The organism is Ralstonia sp. OTU4908, from assembly GCF_038440115.1.
GTDB lineage: Bacteria > Pseudomonadota > Gammaproteobacteria > Burkholderiales > Burkholderiaceae > Ralstonia > Ralstonia pickettii.
In genome coordinates, this window is the sequence record NZ_JASATD010000004.1 from 119,723 (window position 1) to 135,613 (window position 15,891).

15 protein-coding genes and 1 pseudogene are annotated in these 15,891 nt (G+C 56.8%); 12 read left to right on the top strand and 4 right to left on the bottom strand.

The features are described from left to right. Nucleotides 1–408: 408 nt before the first annotated feature. The 5 genes and pseudogenes from AAHM38_RS05440 to AAHM38_RS05460 all read left to right on the top strand — a co-directional run bounded on the left by AAHM38_RS05440 (nt 409) and on the right by AAHM38_RS05460 (nt 4,950). Complete coding sequence (locus AAHM38_RS05440) at nt 409–1,056, top strand: heteromeric transposase endonuclease subunit TnsA (protein ID WP_012762850.1); 648 nt, start codon at nt 409–411, stop codon at nt 1,054–1,056. 3 nt (nt 1,057–1,059) lie between these two features. Next, nucleotides 1,060–2,982, top strand: coding sequence for a Mu transposase C-terminal domain-containing protein (locus AAHM38_RS05445; protein WP_041668301.1), 1,923 nt, complete (start codon nt 1,060–1,062; stop codon nt 2,980–2,982). After that, entirely contained in the window at nt 2,975–3,880 is a 906-nt protein-coding gene (locus AAHM38_RS05450) for a TniB family NTP-binding protein (protein ID WP_012762848.1), read from the top strand. Before AAHM38_RS05445 ends, AAHM38_RS05450 begins: the two co-directional genes overlap by 8 nt. After that, nucleotides 3,877–4,281, top strand: a pseudogene (locus AAHM38_RS05455) (TniQ family protein); the annotation flags it as partial. The gene AAHM38_RS05450 and the pseudogene AAHM38_RS05455, both read left to right, overlap by 4 nt. Nucleotides 4,282–4,521: 240 nt before the next feature. Continuing rightward, entirely contained in the window at nt 4,522–4,950 is a 429-nt protein-coding gene (locus AAHM38_RS05460) for a hypothetical protein (RefSeq protein ID WP_249354805.1), read from the top strand. Here AAHM38_RS05460 and AAHM38_RS05465 read toward each other — a convergent pair. Beyond that, nucleotides 4,909–6,366, bottom strand: coding sequence for a hypothetical protein (locus tag AAHM38_RS05465; protein WP_253916073.1), 1,458 nt, complete (start codon nt 6,364–6,366; stop codon nt 4,909–4,911). The two genes, AAHM38_RS05460 and AAHM38_RS05465, sit on opposite strands and share 42 nt — an antisense overlap. 314 nt (nt 6,367–6,680) lie before the next feature. Then, nucleotides 6,681–7,034: a hypothetical protein gene (locus AAHM38_RS05470; RefSeq protein ID WP_012762845.1), complete on the bottom strand. Its 354-nt coding sequence runs from the start codon at nt 7,032–7,034 to the stop codon at nt 6,681–6,683. 962 nt (nt 7,035–7,996) lie between these two features. On the opposite strand from AAHM38_RS05470, the gene AAHM38_RS05475 reads away from it, so the two are divergent. The 5 genes from AAHM38_RS05475 (at nt 7,997) to AAHM38_RS05495 (ending at nt 12,504) form a co-directional block, all read left to right on the top strand. Then, complete coding sequence (locus tag AAHM38_RS05475) at nt 7,997–8,659, top strand: hypothetical protein (protein ID WP_012762844.1); 663 nt, start codon at nt 7,997–7,999, stop codon at nt 8,657–8,659. Between the two features lie 154 nt (nt 8,660–8,813). After that, nucleotides 8,814–9,668 (top strand): three-Cys-motif partner protein TcmP, encoded by an 855-nt coding sequence (gene tcmP, locus AAHM38_RS05480; protein WP_012762843.1) that lies wholly within the window; start codon nt 8,814–8,816, stop codon nt 9,666–9,668. A gap of 100 nt (nt 9,669–9,768) precedes the next feature. Beyond that, the gene (locus tag AAHM38_RS05485; protein ID WP_041668295.1) at nt 9,769–10,407 is read left to right on the top strand and encodes a LexA family protein; all 639 of its coding nucleotides are present in this window, start codon (nt 9,769–9,771) and stop codon (nt 10,405–10,407) included. Beyond that, nucleotides 10,404–11,162: a DUF5131 family protein gene (locus AAHM38_RS05490; RefSeq protein ID WP_012762841.1), complete on the top strand. Its 759-nt coding sequence runs from the start codon at nt 10,404–10,406 to the stop codon at nt 11,160–11,162. Before AAHM38_RS05485 ends, AAHM38_RS05490 begins: the two co-directional genes overlap by 4 nt. A 79-nt stretch (nt 11,163–11,241) precedes the next feature. Further along, complete coding sequence (locus tag AAHM38_RS05495) at nt 11,242–12,504, top strand: three-Cys-motif partner protein TcmP (RefSeq protein WP_012762840.1); 1,263 nt, start codon at nt 11,242–11,244, stop codon at nt 12,502–12,504. A gap of 40 nt (nt 12,505–12,544) precedes the next feature. On the opposite strand, the gene AAHM38_RS05500 is transcribed toward AAHM38_RS05495, so the two are convergent. Both AAHM38_RS05500 and AAHM38_RS05505 read right to left on the bottom strand, forming a co-directional pair. Beyond that, the gene (locus AAHM38_RS05500) at nt 12,545–12,736 is read right to left on the bottom strand and encodes a hypothetical protein (RefSeq protein ID WP_012762839.1); all 192 of its coding nucleotides are present in this window, start codon (nt 12,734–12,736) and stop codon (nt 12,545–12,547) included. A gap of 142 nt (nt 12,737–12,878) precedes the next feature. Next, complete coding sequence (locus AAHM38_RS05505; protein WP_012762838.1) at nt 12,879–14,096, bottom strand: AAA family ATPase; 1,218 nt, start codon at nt 14,094–14,096, stop codon at nt 12,879–12,881. Nucleotides 14,097–14,866: 770 nt separating this feature from the next. Between AAHM38_RS05505 and AAHM38_RS05510 the strand changes: the two genes are divergently transcribed. Both AAHM38_RS05510 and AAHM38_RS05515 read left to right on the top strand, forming a co-directional pair. After that, nucleotides 14,867–15,109, top strand: coding sequence for a hypothetical protein (locus AAHM38_RS05510; RefSeq protein WP_012762837.1), 243 nt, complete (start codon nt 14,867–14,869; stop codon nt 15,107–15,109). A 174-nt stretch (nt 15,110–15,283) separates the two neighbouring features. Further along, the gene (locus AAHM38_RS05515; protein ID WP_009241474.1) at nt 15,284–15,784 is read left to right on the top strand and encodes a Dps family protein; all 501 of its coding nucleotides are present in this window, start codon (nt 15,284–15,286) and stop codon (nt 15,782–15,784) included. Nucleotides 15,785–15,891 lie beyond the last annotated feature (107 nt).

Consider the following 15,891-nt stretch of genomic DNA (forward strand, 5'->3'; position numbering starts at 1 on the left):
CCTTGAGGGCGAGCGCCTGAACTTGTCCGCGATCATAGGGGCAGAACTGGCCATTTTGGTAATAACCGGGAGCTGCAGAAAAGAATCCGCATGAGAGCCGTTCTCATTCTGCGCATCTCCTCTGAGGGCCCATTCCCTGCCTCATTTATGGGGCATATGAGCCAAGATTGCTCCGTTTTTTAACGCATGTGTCTTTGCAATCGGTCACGGTGTCGACCACCGGACTGTGTTGGCGAGCAGGCAGCTCGCGCCTGCAATGGTCCGATCGCCATGTGTGCACTACATAAGTGTTCCGAGCCGACCTAGACTGGAAGACGCTCACGACGCTGAGCCCCCTCGCGATGGAGGGTCGACAAGTCTTGGTGGGGAAAGCAAGAATCCACGGATGTGTGATTTGTGGAGCGCTTTATGCCGGTGCGCCGGATCCCCAAGAATTTCCTCTTTGTCACGGGACGACACGCCTCTCCGCAGGCGGAAGAGGTGGTTGAGTTCGAGTCGATCTTGGAAAAGGAGTACATGCTCCTGCTGGACTCGGATCCTTACCTCGAATCGTACGACGTCCAGCCTGTCGAAATTCCACTGTCCCGTGGCCGAATTTATGTCCCGGACCTGCTGGTGACATATCGTCCCACGCCTTCCGGAAATCTCCGACCACCTGAGCTGGTAGAGATCAAAACGCAAGAGCATCTGGATCGGTACGCTGACAAATACCGAGAGAAGTTCGCCGCTGCAGTGGTGTTTGCTGAAGAGCGAGGCTGGATCTTCGTTACCCGAACAGAGCTGGATGTCAGGACGCCTCTTATCCAGAACCTGAAATATCTGCATCGATACCGCCATACGCCGGCAGATCCGGTGGCAGTTGATCATCTACTTGAGGCGATGCGTCAAGAGGGGAGTCCGATGACGCCGGCAGCATTGCTCGGCTGTCTGACAGACAACTTGGAGACGCGTGCAACGTGGATTCCCGTGCTTTGGCATCTTGTGGCCCATGGCGCAATTCAAGCGGATCTGCAGGTTCCGCTGTCGGAAAGCACGCCACTATCTCTACCGAGCTAGGTCATGACGGGCAATTCACGAGCAAAGATGCCGACTCTCCTACACGTTAGGAAGGGCAGCACCGTCACTCATGACGGGCGCGAATATATAGTTCTCCGCCATGCCGATTTGAACAAGGTTCTCGCGCGTGAGAAGGCGTCGGATGAACTTGTTGTGCTGAAGCTGGGTTCACTTGAGGCCCCGTTCAGGAGCAGTGGCGATCCAGCAGAAGGCAATGATCAAGTTGATCTGGAAGACGTATCCAGCGAAGAATGGGAGGTTGCACAAATGCGTTTGGAAGCGATTGGCCCTCTGCTGGACAATCGGCCAAATCGTGCAAAAGCTGACTACGCTGCTGCTGCCATCAAAGCAGGTGTAGGCGTTCGAACGATCTACAACTGGCTGAGCGCATATTCAGATTCTGAATTGCTGTCTTCGTTGCTACCGACGCGCAAGAACGGTGGCCGAGGGCGCAGTCGGCTCTCGCCAGAGGTGAAGTTAATCCTGGATAACTATGTTCGGGAGCACCATCTAACCAAGCAAAAGCCATCAGTCGCCAAGGCCGCTCGCGAAATACGCCGCCTTTGCTACGACGCAGGCATCGAGCCTCTTCCTGCAGCGTCGACTGTATATCGGCATCTCAGTTGGTTGAATGAGCAAGAGTCGCTTAAACACCGAGAAGGTAGGCGAGCTGCTGAACAGCGATTCCATGTGAACAAGGGATCCATCCCGGATGCAGGCTGGCCGCTTGCGCTGGTTCAAGTCGATCACACCTTACTGCCCGTCATCATTGTCGATGACAAGCATCGAAAATCCATCGGCCGTGCATGGATCACCTTGGCGATCGATGTATTCAGTCGCGTTTGCCTCGGCATGTACCTAACTTTTGATGCCCCGTCCGCGATGTCCGCCGGCATGTGCATCTCGCATGCCATTCTGACAAAAGATGCTTGGATGGCTCGGATGGGGTGTGGGGACGTTGAGTGGCCGTTCTATGGGGTCATGGATGTGCTTCATCTGGACAACGCACGCGAATTCAGGGGCAAGATGCTGGCGCTCGCCGCAAGGGAGTACCACATCGATATTCATCTGCGACCGGTCAAGCAGCCGCGCTATGGCGGGCACATCGAACGGCTCATGGGCACGGTGTCGGAAGAGTTGAAGGGGCTGAAAGGCGCAACCTTCGCGAACCCGCGGCAGAAAGGGGAATACGACGCCGAGGGTAACGCTTGCATGACGTTCGATGAGCTGGAAAAGTGGCTTGTCCTCATGTTCGCGCGGTACCACCGCGCCGTGCACTCGGGTATCGGCACAACACCATTGACCAAGTGGCGTGAAGGCATTCTTGGAACACGGGGAAAGATCGGCCGTGGGTTGCCACCGATACGCACCGATGCAGAGAAGGTCCGCATTGATTTCATGCCATACGAGGACCGGACAATCCAAGACTACGGGGTCGCCATTGACGGCATTCACTACTTCCATGACATCTTGCGCCCGTGGGTAAATGCCCGGGACACAAAGGATTCGAGGCTGACCAGGCAGTTTCGATTCCGCTACGACCCGGGCGATATGAGTGTGCTGTACTTCTTCGATCCCGATCTCAGGCGCTATTTCCCGATTCCGTATCGAGACATGAGTCTCCCAGCGGCGAGCATTTGGGAGATTCGCGCGGCCAAGAAGGCGGCGCGAGATGCGGGCATGGAGAAGTACAGTGAGCGTGACCTTTTCGCGCTGATCGCGAGACAGCGTGAGATTGAAGCGTCTGCTGCTACCAAGACGAAGGCGGCGCGTCGTGCCGAGCAACAGCGTAAGCAGCAGGCCAAAGCTCGGGCGCAAAAGCCTCAAGACTTGCCGCAAGTTTCGAAGCTTGAGCCGACCAGACTTGCACCGGCGATACGAGGGTATGACCCTGACGACATCCAACCGCTGAGCGACGATGAATAGCACGACAGCCGAGTACAGCCATCTCAGCCCGAAGGCGCAGGAACAGCTGACCCTACCAGACAAGGATCGGATTCGCCTGATCCAGGCTGGCACGTGGCTCCCACTCGATCATGCAAAGACGACGCTTCAGAAGTTGGAGGACTTGCTCGACTACCCAAAGGTCACGCGGATGCCGAGCTATCTCATCGTAGGTCCCTCGTACAGCGGAAAGACTTCCATTCTTGAGCGTTTTCGCGATCAACACCTTCCCGACTTGGATCCTGAGCAGGAGGTAACGCGGTGCCCGGTGGTGATGGTCGATGCACCGCCTAAGCCGGACTTGTCCGACTTCTACAGCCGGATCATGGATAGTCTGATGGCGCCGTACAAGCCGACGGCTCCGGTCTATGAAAAGTACTCGCAGGTCAAACGTCTTTTTGGCGAGATGGATGTGCGCATCCTCATCATCGATGAGATCCACCATCTGATTGCCGGCGGCCTAACCAAGCAACGCGAGTTTCGCAATGCCCTCAAAAGCCTGAGCAATGAAGCGAAGGTCAGCATCGTTGCCTCAGGGATCGAAGAGGCGTACAACGCGTTCAACGCTGATCCGCAGATGTCGAGCCGATTCGTACCGATTGAGATGCCTAGTTGGACACCAGGCCGGCAATTGGGGACGTTGCTGAAGACCTTGGAGCACCGGACACCGTTGCGCCAACCGTCAGGGCTCCATCGTCCAGAGATGATGCAGGCGATCTACGTGAGGAGCGAGTCCACCCTTGGTGACATCTTTGACCTCGTGAAGACGGCGGCGGTAGAGGCCATTCGGTCCGGAAAGGAGGCGATCACCGAACAGCAGCTCGCCGAGTTGGACTGGGTCCCACCCTCCAAGCGCAGGACGTACAGACGGCAGCTATGAAGACGTGGTCATGTGCAAGGACGCCACTCTGGCCAGTTCGGTACAAGCCCATACCGGGTGAGCTTCTGTCGAGTTGGATCGTGCGATTGGCACATGGCCATGGAATGAGTGTGATGCCGTTCTGCAATCTGGCACTCGGCCCTGCAGCTCGGGTGCTGACGATGGATATTGACCGACACGGCCCCGAGTCGCTTCTGGCATCACTGGCGTTCCACACAGGAACCAATCTGCAGGCAGTTCGTCAGGCCACGCTGCGTGTCTATGAGCGAATCCTGTACCCACAGTTTCACATTGGGGGATCCCTCCCGTGGGTGATCTCTATCAATCTGCCGCGAAACTCCCGGTTCGGTCCAGGTCTTCAGTTCTGTCCATACTGTCTGAAGAGCGACCCGATACCGTACTTCCGCCTCTGTTGGCGCGTTGCACTTCAAACCTTCTGCGAGCAACACCAATGTCTGCTGTTTGACCGATGCCCAAGCTGCGGCGCTTGCTTGTTCGTCCAGCGGGTCGACGCAAATTTGTGTCATGCGGAAATCGATGGCATTTGCCATTGCCACAACTGCGACTACGACCTCCGATTGGCGGAGGCGCCCGTCATAGACGATCGAGGAAGTGGTCTCTTTCCTCAGCTGCAGCAGTTGATGCGCGAGCTTTCTGTTTTGAACACAGCGGGTCAGTGCGGCCTGTTGGAGCGTCTGCACGCTATGGCAGTGACTGTGTTGTCGTGCAAGGTCAAGCCTCGGCTCTGCAATTGCTTAGCCTGCCGCTTCGGCTACTCCGACTTGGAGATTGAGCAGCCAAGAAAGGCGGCACTGGAGCTGCAGCCTGTACTGACTCGCCATGCGGTGCTGCTGTGGTCGCTTTGGCTCCTTCAGCACGACACCGAGGCGCAGGATGTGCCGGTCAAGCCGATTGCTCCACTGCACCACCGGTTCATCAAGGACATCCTGCAGCAGTACCGACGCGAGGCAGGTTTGCCGACGCGTCGTGACTCGCCAGTCGAGGTACCAGCAGAGAGGCGCGCCTCATCAGCGCAGGTACGCGATGGCCGCGTGGTGGAGTTGCATTGAGATCCAGGAACACAGTTCGTCGGGAGCGTTTGCCAGTGTGTGCTCCAAAGCCACTACGTGATAGGCGGTGCCGTTCTGGACGGAGATGAATGCCCCCGTCGCTGCCTGGATCGCGCGCTGTATCGCTTCGTCACTCTTGTCTTTCAACGGGACAGCAAACGATATGGGTGGACTCGCTTCGTGGACCATGAGCAACGTGGACGCCTCCTTTGAGGAAACTGCGAAGGCGGCCACGCGCTTGAGGCGGTGCATGTCCTGCGGAACCAGGAGGTGCTCGTCAAGTACTCCGTCCTCATCCGCGATCAGCGGCACGGGAACGGACCACCCGTCGTCGCGGCTCGCTGTCAGGACTCTTACGGAAGCGTTGTCCAGTGTGGATAGCGCTTTGACAGCGTGCTCCAGGAATGCAGGTGGGTCTGGGACTTCGTTGTCGCCCTCGACGATCTGCGCTTCTCGGATGCGCTTCGTGGAGCCGGGTTCGCCGATCGCATGCTCGCTGATCGGTTCACCAGACGAGGCGCTGGCACGAGGTGTTTTCCCGGCAATGGTTCTGTCTGCGAAGACCCACTTGTTCTCCAGGTCGACAAATCGTCGATTGCCGCTCATGGGCATCGTAGCTGGAGCAAGCTGCGATGAAGGGTCGTGTTCCTCCAGGCTGATCTTGGAAGGTTCCTGGGCTTTCCGGGCCGTTGGCGCGGCTTCCGGTGGTGGGGTGTCGGGCGCCATGCCGCTGCTGCGAGCTTTCTTTGCGCCCGTCACGCGGAATTGCAATGACTTGAAAGGAAACGGGTGCGAGCAACTCAGGAGTTGGTAGACGAGGAACGTCCCTTTTGGATCGTCGCCTCGTGACAGCCACTTCCCAGCGGCCCGCACTGTTGTCGTTCCTTCGAATGGAAATAGGGTCTGAGGGTAGATGTCCTGGCGCGCCTGCGCGGCACTTACACAGGAGGTACCGATCATCGCAGCCGCACGCCAGGCGAGTCGGCTTCCAGCGATTCGGGCGATGTCCTCCGCGCTCGCACGCGGAATGCGGTCGGCAAGTTGGATCGTCATCCGGTTGTGCCGATCGATTGTCATCCCTGTGTAGAGATTCTCTCTCTGGAGTGGGGGCACGAACAGCCGGTTGAGGAGTTCGCTGGACGACCCAAAATAGAAGCGGATCAACTCCATGCACGGTACGACAAGGAGCTTTCCGTCAGGTAGCGTGACCCGGACGCAATAGGAGTGCGTGTTTTCGCGATGTCCCGCATGCTCTTGGAGCGGCAGCATGAAACTGCCGTCGTCGAAGCTCGATCCGGCTTTTAAGAGCTCGCAGGTGTCTCGGCTGATCGCCAGATCTTCACAAAGCAACTCTTCGTCAGCCGCGCGGGATTCCAAGCCCTGCTCGCGCCACAGGTCACCGATGCGCAAGAGCATTGTGGTTCCGACTGAAACCCAGCATCGGGTTGCTTGCCTTTCAGTTTGGTGGAGCGATAGGAGCGATAAGCGACCGGCCCCATCTTGGGCGTTGGCTTTGGATAGCGAGACCAACACGGATGGATGCCGCCGCCGCAACATGCGATCGGGGAAGGCGATTGGGCCGAACCAGTCGACGCGCCAAAGGTCTCCGCCCTTAGGAAACGCGTTTATACGAAGCATGCAACTCTGATTTTGTCGTCAAACCGTCGCTATGAGCTGCGGAACCGCCTAGCTGCAGTGGCTGTGTCGCTCACAAAGACGTCCGAAATTGCTTACGCCCTGCTATGGCGGAAGTACAAGTACACCAGTCCAATCGGTGCAATGAAGATGGCGAACGCCCAGCAAATCAGCATCGTGGTGAACTTGGCAAACAGCATCACGATCGCGTTCACAAAGAAGATGTTGTTACCGAGGATGAAGTTCACCACGCCTTCGTACACGAACCTGGCATATGGATAGAGCACGGTGCTGATGAGGGAAAACAGAACCATCTGGTAGGGGATCGGTTTTCCCGCGTGGCTCGCGAAGAAGAAAATGAATGTAGGAAAGATCAAACCGAACACGAAATGGCGGAAGTAGTAAGCGCGAGAGAGGCCACCAAACGTTTTGACGAAGAGAGGGTGCATAAATATTGCTAGCGGTGAGGGGGTAGACTACCGTCTCGTTGTACTAAGTGCAGAAATTGCTTTCAGGCCAATATTTTGCGAGCTGCAACGGGCGGAACTCTGGTGTGGAACGGCAATAAAAAACAAACCTGCACCCTTCTTTCGTCGGGTTGATCTGGGGGTAGTCAACTGTATTCGTATGGAACGGTTACGCTTCCGTGATGCGTAAAGATGGAATCTTGTTGAGGTGAGAGGTAGAGGATTTATTGCAGTTAAATTACGTGAAATTAAATATTTTTATATCTGAAATAAAGGAAATATTTCTGAATCCCTCCTTTTGGCTGGAGGCTTTGTCAGAAAAGATGAGGTAGCATCACGGCCCGGCTCGGCTGTACGCAACTGGCGTAGAAGTAGTGCGGCAGATGCTGGAGAAGCTCCTAGTATCGGGGCCCCGGAGTGATGTACAGTGCTCTTTGTGGAGCTGACGGCATAGTCCGTCTGTACTAGTGATATCAGGAAGTAGCGCTACTTTGCCGTGATACTATGCACGGCCCACTAAAGTGTTAGAGAGTGCAAGGGGTGGGGACAAGTGAACAAGAATGAGTTGGATCTTCAGGTCCAAAAACTCAACGCGAGTACACGCAATTTGACGCTTTGGCTCGGAGCTGCGCAGCATCTGTGTACTGTCATTGGGACCGCAGTAGTGGTGTGGCTCATCTTTGATGGCTTGAAGGGCATCGTGGCGGCTCGGCCGGATTCTTTGACGGCCCTGGCGGCCGTGGTGGACAAGATGCAACTTGGCTCTTGGGTGGGTACGTAGCTGCCATCGGCACCACGAGTGGTTGGATTTATGAAAGGCGAGGAAAGAAGCGCGCCATCAAGGCCTTGGATGGCCGCCGCAAGCAGCTGGAAGCGGGGGATCCCTATCGGCGCGGTAGCGGTCTTACTGAAACGGGCGAAACGCCCACTTGAGAGGAGGCATCATGCAACTTTTCCTGCTTGGCCTCAATATTTTGCTATTGGCCGCCGTTTGGCGCCTTATGCTTCGCAAGACTATCCTAGATCACCATCGAGACAGGTTGTTCGATCTCAGGGATGAGTTGCGGGCAAAATTTGTTGAGAATGGCTGGGATTTGGATTCCGCTATTTATAAGAGACTGCGGAATCTAACGAATGGCTATTTGAGGTTCACTGAGGAATTTTCCATTGTTCCATTCGTTGTCCTGGAAGCGCGGGTACAAGCAAATTCGGAGTTGTGTGCGGATCTGAAGGCAACTTTTGATAAAGAGTTTCATGTGAGCGATACTCGATTGACTGCGTTCGTTAACGATTATCGAGTTCAGGCGCGAAGCGTGATGCTCGGCTATATGATCTATAGCTCGTGGCCAATTCTTCTAATGTGCTATGTCTTGGCGCCCATTGTGGCGCTGAATGAGTTGATTGGGGTATTTAATCGTGGGTTGTCGCGTGGCCTTAAAGCTGTGGCGCTCCGTTTTAGAAATATCCGATCTTCGGCGGGGGATGCGCTGGATTCGGCGCAGAAGGTAGTTGCGAAGAAGGTCTTTGTTCCGGATTTTGTGGAAGAGTACTCCTATCGGATAGGTGGAGATTTGCCGAGTTCGCCGCGCCGCGCCGCTGCATGCTGAGCCATATCGTGAATAAAAAAGCCCGTCATCGACGGGCTTTTTTATTGGCTGCATGTTGCCTGACTTGCGCTACTTGACTCATTGAGTGCCACAAATTTTGAACACGGAAAATATCTCGTCGTCAAATTCAAGCTCGTCACGCCACTGAGAAAAAATGAACGCAATCAAGCCAGATGATGGGGATCGGGATCCCTATCCGGAGCTGCTTGTCGAACTCGGACCGCACGGACGCGGGGTCGGCAGATGGGTTCCGGAACAGAAGCACCTCTACCTTACTCAGTATCTTCACGCCACGCGCAAAGCCAAGGCCAAGTTCAAGCAACGGGTCCTGATTGATCCATTCTCCGGTCCTGGCCGCATTCAGGTTGTAGGCGAATCTTTCACTCGCAAGGGCGGAACGGTCGCGGCGTATCGCCAATCAGTCACCTCGGGCGCGCCCTTCACACGTGTCCTGATCGGCGATATCGAAGCGGAAAAAGTGCGAGCAAATCAGCTGCGCCTTGATGCCGTTGGGGCTGCGGTTCAAGGCTTCGTTGGGCCTGCAGCTGAAACGGTAGATTCGATGATCAAGGCAGTGCCGTTTGGAGCGCTTGCCTTGGCCTACATCGACCCTTACAACCTGGAGCACTTGTCGTTCTCGATCATCGAGCGGCTATCCAAACTGCAGCACGTGGATTTCGCCATCCACTTCAGCCTGATGGATCTAACGCGCAATATTGATATGGAGTTGGACCCTCACCGGGATCGGTTCGACCATGCCCTGCCGGGCTGGCGATCCAGGGTGCCAATCGATGAGTTGTCGAAGACCAGCTTGCCGGGGTGGTTCTTCAATGCATGGTGTGATGCGATACGAGACCTGGGTTTCAAGGTCAGTGGTCAGATGCCGCAGATTACCGATGGCAAGGGGCGGACCATCTATCGGATGGTGTTCCTCTCCCGCCACGAGCTACCTGATCGCATTTGGGGTGACATTGCTCGCAGTCCCACCCTCAACCTGTTCGACTCCTGATTCGCAGCGTGCATCAACTTCGTTGACCTGATGGGCGCTGCCACCGCCGCGTCCAATTATTTTTCTTGATTAGTGGACGAACGTCCACCAAAATGACGAAATGGCTCGAACCAACAATGATCAGGCGCATCTGCGCCGACTTCGCGATACATATGCGCAGATGGGGTGCGTGCCCTCGTACAGCCAGATCGCCAAAGCGCTTGGTTTCAAGGCGAAGAACGCAGCTTTCAAGCTTACGCAGAGGCTGATTGCTTCCGGCCATCTGACTAAGTCTGTGGGCGGGCGCTTGGCGCCAGGCCCTGCCTTTTTCACGCTTGAGTTGAGCGACGATGAGGTGCGAGCAGGCTTTGGTGCTGATGGCAACGCTACGGGCCTTGTACAAGCCCAGGCTCTCGATCAACTGTTGATGGCGAAGCCTTCGAAGACCGTGCTGGTGAAGGTGCGCGGCGATTCAATGCTGAATGCCGGGATTCTTAGTGGCGACGTCGCCGTGGTTGAGACGAGTTCGCAGGCTTTGACCGGCGACATCGTGGTGGCCGAAATCGATGGTAGCCAGACCATCAAAGAATTCAGGAATGATCGAGGTCAACCGCGCCTCGTATCGCATGGCATGGACGGCAAGACGGCGACTCCCGAGAAGACCCTGAACATCATCGGCGTCGTCAGGGGCATTGTCCGAAGCTATAGGCCGCAGTCGGACGGTGGGGCTAAGATAAAAAAACAGGGAATATCTCGATGACAACCATCAGCAAGATTGAGTGGACTGAGCAAACGTGGAACCCGACAGTCGGGTGCACCAAGATCTCGCCCGGGTGCAAGCATTGCTATGCGGAGGCCATGGCCAAGCGGCTGAAAGCTATGGGGACGCCTGGCTATGAGAACGGCTTTGCGCTCACTCTTTTGCCTGAGCGCTTCAACGACCCGATCAAACGCAAGAAGCCGACAGTCTATTTTGTGAACTCCATGTCGGATCTGTTCCACGAGCGGGTGCCGGACGCGTATATCGACAAAGTGTTCGAAGTCATCGCGCAAACACCGCACCATACATACCAAATTCTTACCAAACGAGCCGCTCGGATGGCGCGTTATTTCCGGAAGCGCTCCGTGCCGACGAATGCGTGGCTTGGGGTCTCTGTCGAGGACCGGAAATACGGCGTTCCACGTATCGACCATCTACGTCAAGTGCCCGCGACCATCCGGTTCCTATCGGTTGAGCCGCTACTGGCTGATGTTGGCGAACTCGATCTGACAGACATTCATTGGGTGATCGTGGGCGGTGAGTCTGGTCCGAAGGCACGCCCAATGAAGATGGAATGGGCAGAGGCTGTTCGGGAGCAATGCCAAGAGCAGGGCGTCGCCTTTTTCTTTAAGCAGTGGGGCGGTTGGGGTGCAGACGGCAAAAAGCGGGCGAAGGCTGCCAACGGTCGCGAATTAAATGGCAGGACCTGGGACGAAATGCCGGTCACTGTCGTAGAGCGCGTGGCTTCTAACTGAGAGGTATCGAGACGCCCTTGATTTTGGGAGGCCGCGGGAGCACATTGATAGGCGGGGATCACAACAGCGCTGCCACTCAATGCCACACTACACCTGGGTCTGGGGAAGTCCGCCACCGCTGCTTAAGCGGCATAGCGAGGTCAAGCATGCGCTCCTGCGCAACTACTTGGTCGACTATTTCCTGACGCTGGTGTCGCTGCCGCAACAAGACAAGATCCAGCTGACCATCGTTGATGGCTTCTGTGGTGGTGGGCTCTATCTCAATGAGGATGGCCAGGAAGTTCCGGGCTCGCCCCTCGTCATTCTTGAGGCTATACGCGAGGCCGAGATCCTCGTGAATGTTCGGCAGGAACGTCGCAAGCCCATCCTGATTGACGTCGAACTCATCTGCATTGACGCTAGTGAGCAGTCGCTGGACTATCTTGAGCGGTTGCTCAGGGAGCGAGGGTACGGAGCAGCGCTCGCCATCGGGAAAGTAAGCATAGTCAAAGGCGAGTTCGCCGACCATTGTGGTGCAGCTATTCAGCGATGCCATGATCGAAGTCCTCGTTCTGGACGAGCGCTGTTCGTTCTCGATCAGTATGGCTATTCCGACGTGCCGATGCACTGTTTGCGCGATATTTTTGCCAAACTCAAGCATGCCGAGGTGATCCTCACCTTCTACATCGATGCGCTGATCAAGTACCTGAATGAGCGCAACCTTGCGGCCTTCGAGAAGGCCACAGGCATCAGCGCATCAGTGCGGGCATCCGAGATCGACGAGATCAAGCAGTCGCCACGCTGGCGTGTGCATCTCCAGTCCTCGCTCTATCGGGATCTAACAGATCAATGCTCGGCCCAGTTTTACACGCCGTTCTTTGTTCGCCCTGAGCGCGGGCATGGTGATTTTTGGCTATTGCACCTGTCTCAGCATTGGAAAGCTCGGGATGTTATGGCTTCCACGCATTGGCAGCACCACAATCACTTCGCTCACTACGGGGACGCTGGCTTCCATATGTTTAGCACGGGCTACATCAGCAAGATCGACGATGAGCACAAGCTGCAGGCGGGATTCGACTTCAGCGAGGTCGCGGCAGCAGTGAGCAAGGAAACCATGCTTGAACAGGTCCCCGCGATGTTGTTCGATGGCGCAGAGGGAATGACCTTCGAGCAGTTCTTTCTGAAGCTGATCAACACAACGCCTGCCACTCGCGAAATGGTGGAGGCCACCCTGCTAGAGCTTCACCAAGGCGGTGAGATCGTCGTGGTCGATGAATCCGGTGACCCCTCCAGGGCGCGCGTCAGCCTGAAGAGCAATCATGTTCTGCGCTTGCCGTCGCAGCGCTCCTTCTTGTTTTCTTGAGGACTGCTGAGCGCTACTGGTATGGCCTATGACGTCAAGCTCACTTGTTCTTAGGCTCCTGTGCGACGTCATAGTCAGGCTGGGCTTTCGGCTCATCACTTTGCGGGCGCTCGATGTAGGAGGGTGCAATGCCCTGCTCCTCGAGTTGATGCACAGCTTTGGCAATTGCCGCGTTCGCGCGGGCTAGAAACAGGTCGCTGGTCATGAAGCGGCCGAGTTTGTCTGCCGGCATGGCATTCTCCACTTGTCCTGTCCTCAGAATACTCCTTCCGCACCTTCGGGGTCGCGCGGATCGCCCTATCGGGTAACCTGCTCGGTCTGTATTGCAGCAGTGGGGCTCGCTGGAGATTAGCGTATTCATCGCTCGCCACGCCCTACGTCCGGTCGGCGGACCTGCCATCCGTCGCGAAACCAATCGCCTGCCGCGCAACACGCCGCGGCACTTTGGGCACGGCGATGTCCCTGCCTGAAGCCATCGCAACTGCGAACGCATCCCGCACCAGGCGATGCGTTGCGCGCAGATCGACATCATTTCTTTCTGACAAGGCTTCTGCTGCACTGGCGTCCAGTTCAATGCGCTTACCGGTGGCCCGCTGCAGCCGACGAACTTCCGCCAAGACGAGCCGTAAGCGTTGCTCGGGCCCGGGTGCCGGGATGTCGAATACTTCCACGCGGCTCAGTAGGGGCGCCGGCACAGCGTCGAGATCGTTCGCCGTCAGGACACAGATGATCCGACTAGCGTCAAACGCCATACGAAAAAACGTGTCCTGGAACGTGGTTGCTGTTGCGGGCTCAAGTAGATCCAGCAGTACCGGCGTTACCGGGTAGCGGCCATCGCTGCCAATCTTGTCCACTTCGTCCAAGACGAGGATGGGCGTGGCTGACTTGCCGCTGGCAAGCATCTCAACAATCATCCCTGGTCGAGAGTGATGCCAAGCGGTATCGCCGCCCGTCAGCTGGAAGCTTGCTTGTGTGCTTGCGGCAGACCATTTGCGCATTGGCACACCCAAGATTTCCGCCAACTTCAACGCGAAGTGTGTCTTGCCCACACCCGGTTCACCAGTCAACAGAATCGGTCGAACGCGAAAATCCCTCGTCCGCATGGCGCTGGCCAGCGTGAGATCAATGCTTAACTTCTGAATCGGCTGGCTCAGGTTGCCGAACAGGCTCTGTGCTGCTTCGAGTTCTTTCAGCGCCGACCGGATACGAGGCAGCGCTCGGTAGCCGCCGTTGGTTCCGGCTCGCTCCAACAAGGACTGTGCATACCGCCGTTGGTCACGGTCGACCAGCAAATCGGAATTGGCTTGCGCGAGCGCTTCTGGTTCAAAGATCTGAACGTGCCGACGTTTGGCGCGGCATGGAGCTCGCGCCACTTCTGCCGGCGCTGTGATAGATGGTTCGGCAAATGAGGATTTAGGCTCGCCTTCCTTGATCACAACAAGATCCAGTTTGGCTTGGCGGGCCGTGTCAAGGGCGTAGTGAGTATTCCATGGGATGAGCAGTTTCCATGCGGCCGGATTACACAACGCCGCAAGGTCCCCTAAGGGAACAAATCCAGGAGGAGGCTCCTGAGGGTGCTTGGGAGCAGACATGATGTTTTTCCATACGCGAACTGGCGGCGTGTAGCCGCAGTTGTCGAACCGGGAAATGCCGGGACCAATAGAGGCTGGGAATCAGCCGGCTATTCGCGAGCGAACTCGCCCGGACGGAGCGAGCGTGCGGCTGCCGAGACCGACCACTGGGGTCGGTTGGTGACGGCGGATGTCCTTGGCAGCCATGGAGAGGTGAGCGTGAGATGGACCGGTGTTGCTATGTTTTTCAACCATACAACACCACATCGTTTGGAGCTATCCGGCGAAGTATTGGGTCGCGACCTGCCGTGCCCAGAGGGGCCATCTGGCGACGGATTGAGTGGATGTGCGCCCTCTCCAATTGTGCGACGCGTCATTGTGGACGCCAAGGGATGCGCTGGAAATGGCTTTACTGAAAGCCTTTGGCGGCAATTTGGCTATCTCGCAGCTTCGATAATTTGCAGAGTACTTCGCTATTTTGCAATTTCCTCCGCTATGTCGACAACACACCACCGCATGACGGCAATAGCGCACGTCTAATTGATAGATAAAAACAATCAAATATACGCATCAATAGTTGGAAAGTAGACTGTGTTCCATGGTGAGCGCGTCGCTCACTGCCCAATCACCATGGAGCCCGTCATGTCCCTGCCGCTTGCTTCGAACACCGTTGCTACCGTGCTGGAATGGCTCGCCGCCTATGGTGAATCGCACTAGTCTGATAGATGCATGAAGTTGCCCGGAGCTGTGGCAAGGCATCAGGAGCGCGCAGGGTCGCAAGGAGAAAAAACATGGCAATGATGCGGATGTTCGTTTCGGAGTGGCAGGGGTTTGCGGGCACAGTGCGCGCCTCGCAGGCGGAGGTGCTGACGTTGTCCGGCATGCCGGGCAGTGCAGCCGGCGGCCGCGTCTCGCGGGTTGCAGAATCCGCTCGCCTGCACCGCAAGTGGGTGCGCAAGCAGATCGGGCTGTCCATCGTGGCTGCCGGCGCTATGATCGTGCTCCTGCACGGTATGGTGCAGCTCACGGTCTGATGACCGGCCTGATGCTCGGTTGCCTTCCGCTCTGCGTTTCGTCATAGGACGATGCGACGATCGGAACTTGCTGCTTCAGTGGCAACCGAAAGAAGGCTCGAAGCACGTATTGCCCAACGCTGAATCACGGCAACGGCATTGCGTTTTTGCACACCACTTCATAGGGGAATCCAGATGGCAAAGAAGAACAGCGGCGCGACTGCCGCAGCCCAGATCAACATCGGCATTGCTGACAAGGATCGCAAGAAGATCGCCGAAGGCCTGTCGCGCCTGCTGGCCGATACCTACTCGCTCTATCTGAAGACGCATTACTTCCACTGGAACGTCACTGGCCCGATGTTCAACACGCTGCATCTGATGTTCGAGACGCAGTACAACGAACTGTGGAATGCCGTCGATCCGGTGGCTGAGCGCATCCGTGCGCTGGGCTATCCCGCGCCGGGTTCGTATTCGGAGTTCGCCAAGTTGTCGTCGATTCCGGAATCGAAGGGCGTGCCCGAGGCGATGGACATGGTCCGCGAGCTGGTGGCCGGCCACGAAGCCGTGACGCGCACCGCCCGCAGCCTGTTCCCGGACGTCGACAAGGCCGCCGATGAACCGACCGCCGATCTGCTGACGCAACGCATGGACATTCACGAAAAGACTGCGTGGATGCTGCGCTCGCTTCTGGCTTAAGGCTGGCCTAACGGCCGTTCGCCACGATTGCGACAGGCGTTTCGACAGCAGCGAATTGCGCCCCTCCCGCGAGCCCGTTGTGCTGCGGGTGGGGCGGCATCAACCCC

Excerpts from the sequence above, each read along its gene's own strand:
- AAHM38_RS05465 (WP_253916073.1), bottom strand. The coding sequence starts at position 6,366 with ATGCTCTTGCGCATCGGTGACCTGTGGCGCGAGCAGGGCTTGGAATCC.
- AAHM38_RS05515 (WP_009241474.1), top strand. The coding sequence starts at position 15,284 with ATGGCAAAGAAGAACAGCGGCGCGACTGCCGCAGCCCAGATCAACATC.
- AAHM38_RS05460 (WP_249354805.1), top strand. The coding sequence starts at position 4,522 with ATGCGCGAGCTTTCTGTTTTGAACACAGCGGGTCAGTGCGGCCTGTTG.
- tcmP (WP_012762843.1), top strand. The coding sequence starts at position 8,814 with ATGAACGCAATCAAGCCAGATGATGGGGATCGGGATCCCTATCCGGAG.
- AAHM38_RS05495 (WP_012762840.1), top strand. The coding sequence starts at position 11,242 with ATGCCACACTACACCTGGGTCTGGGGAAGTCCGCCACCGCTGCTTAAG.
- AAHM38_RS05500 (WP_012762839.1), bottom strand. The coding sequence starts at position 12,736 with ATGCCGGCAGACAAACTCGGCCGCTTCATGACCAGCGACCTGTTTCTA.
- AAHM38_RS05485 (WP_041668295.1), top strand. The coding sequence starts at position 9,769 with ATGGCTCGAACCAACAATGATCAGGCGCATCTGCGCCGACTTCGCGAT.
- AAHM38_RS05470 (WP_012762845.1), bottom strand. The coding sequence starts at position 7,034 with ATGCACCCTCTCTTCGTCAAAACGTTTGGTGGCCTCTCTCGCGCTTAC.
- AAHM38_RS05475 (WP_012762844.1), top strand. The coding sequence starts at position 7,997 with ATGCAACTTTTCCTGCTTGGCCTCAATATTTTGCTATTGGCCGCCGTT.
- AAHM38_RS05450 (WP_012762848.1), top strand. The coding sequence starts at position 2,975 with ATGAATAGCACGACAGCCGAGTACAGCCATCTCAGCCCGAAGGCGCAG.
- AAHM38_RS05490 (WP_012762841.1), top strand. The coding sequence starts at position 10,404 with ATGACAACCATCAGCAAGATTGAGTGGACTGAGCAAACGTGGAACCCG.
- AAHM38_RS05510 (WP_012762837.1), top strand. The coding sequence starts at position 14,867 with ATGGCAATGATGCGGATGTTCGTTTCGGAGTGGCAGGGGTTTGCGGGC.
- AAHM38_RS05505 (WP_012762838.1), bottom strand. The coding sequence starts at position 14,096 with ATGTCTGCTCCCAAGCACCCTCAGGAGCCTCCTCCTGGATTTGTTCCC.
- AAHM38_RS05445 (WP_041668301.1), top strand. The coding sequence starts at position 1,060 with ATGACGGGCAATTCACGAGCAAAGATGCCGACTCTCCTACACGTTAGG.
- AAHM38_RS05440 (WP_012762850.1), top strand. The coding sequence starts at position 409 with ATGCCGGTGCGCCGGATCCCCAAGAATTTCCTCTTTGTCACGGGACGA.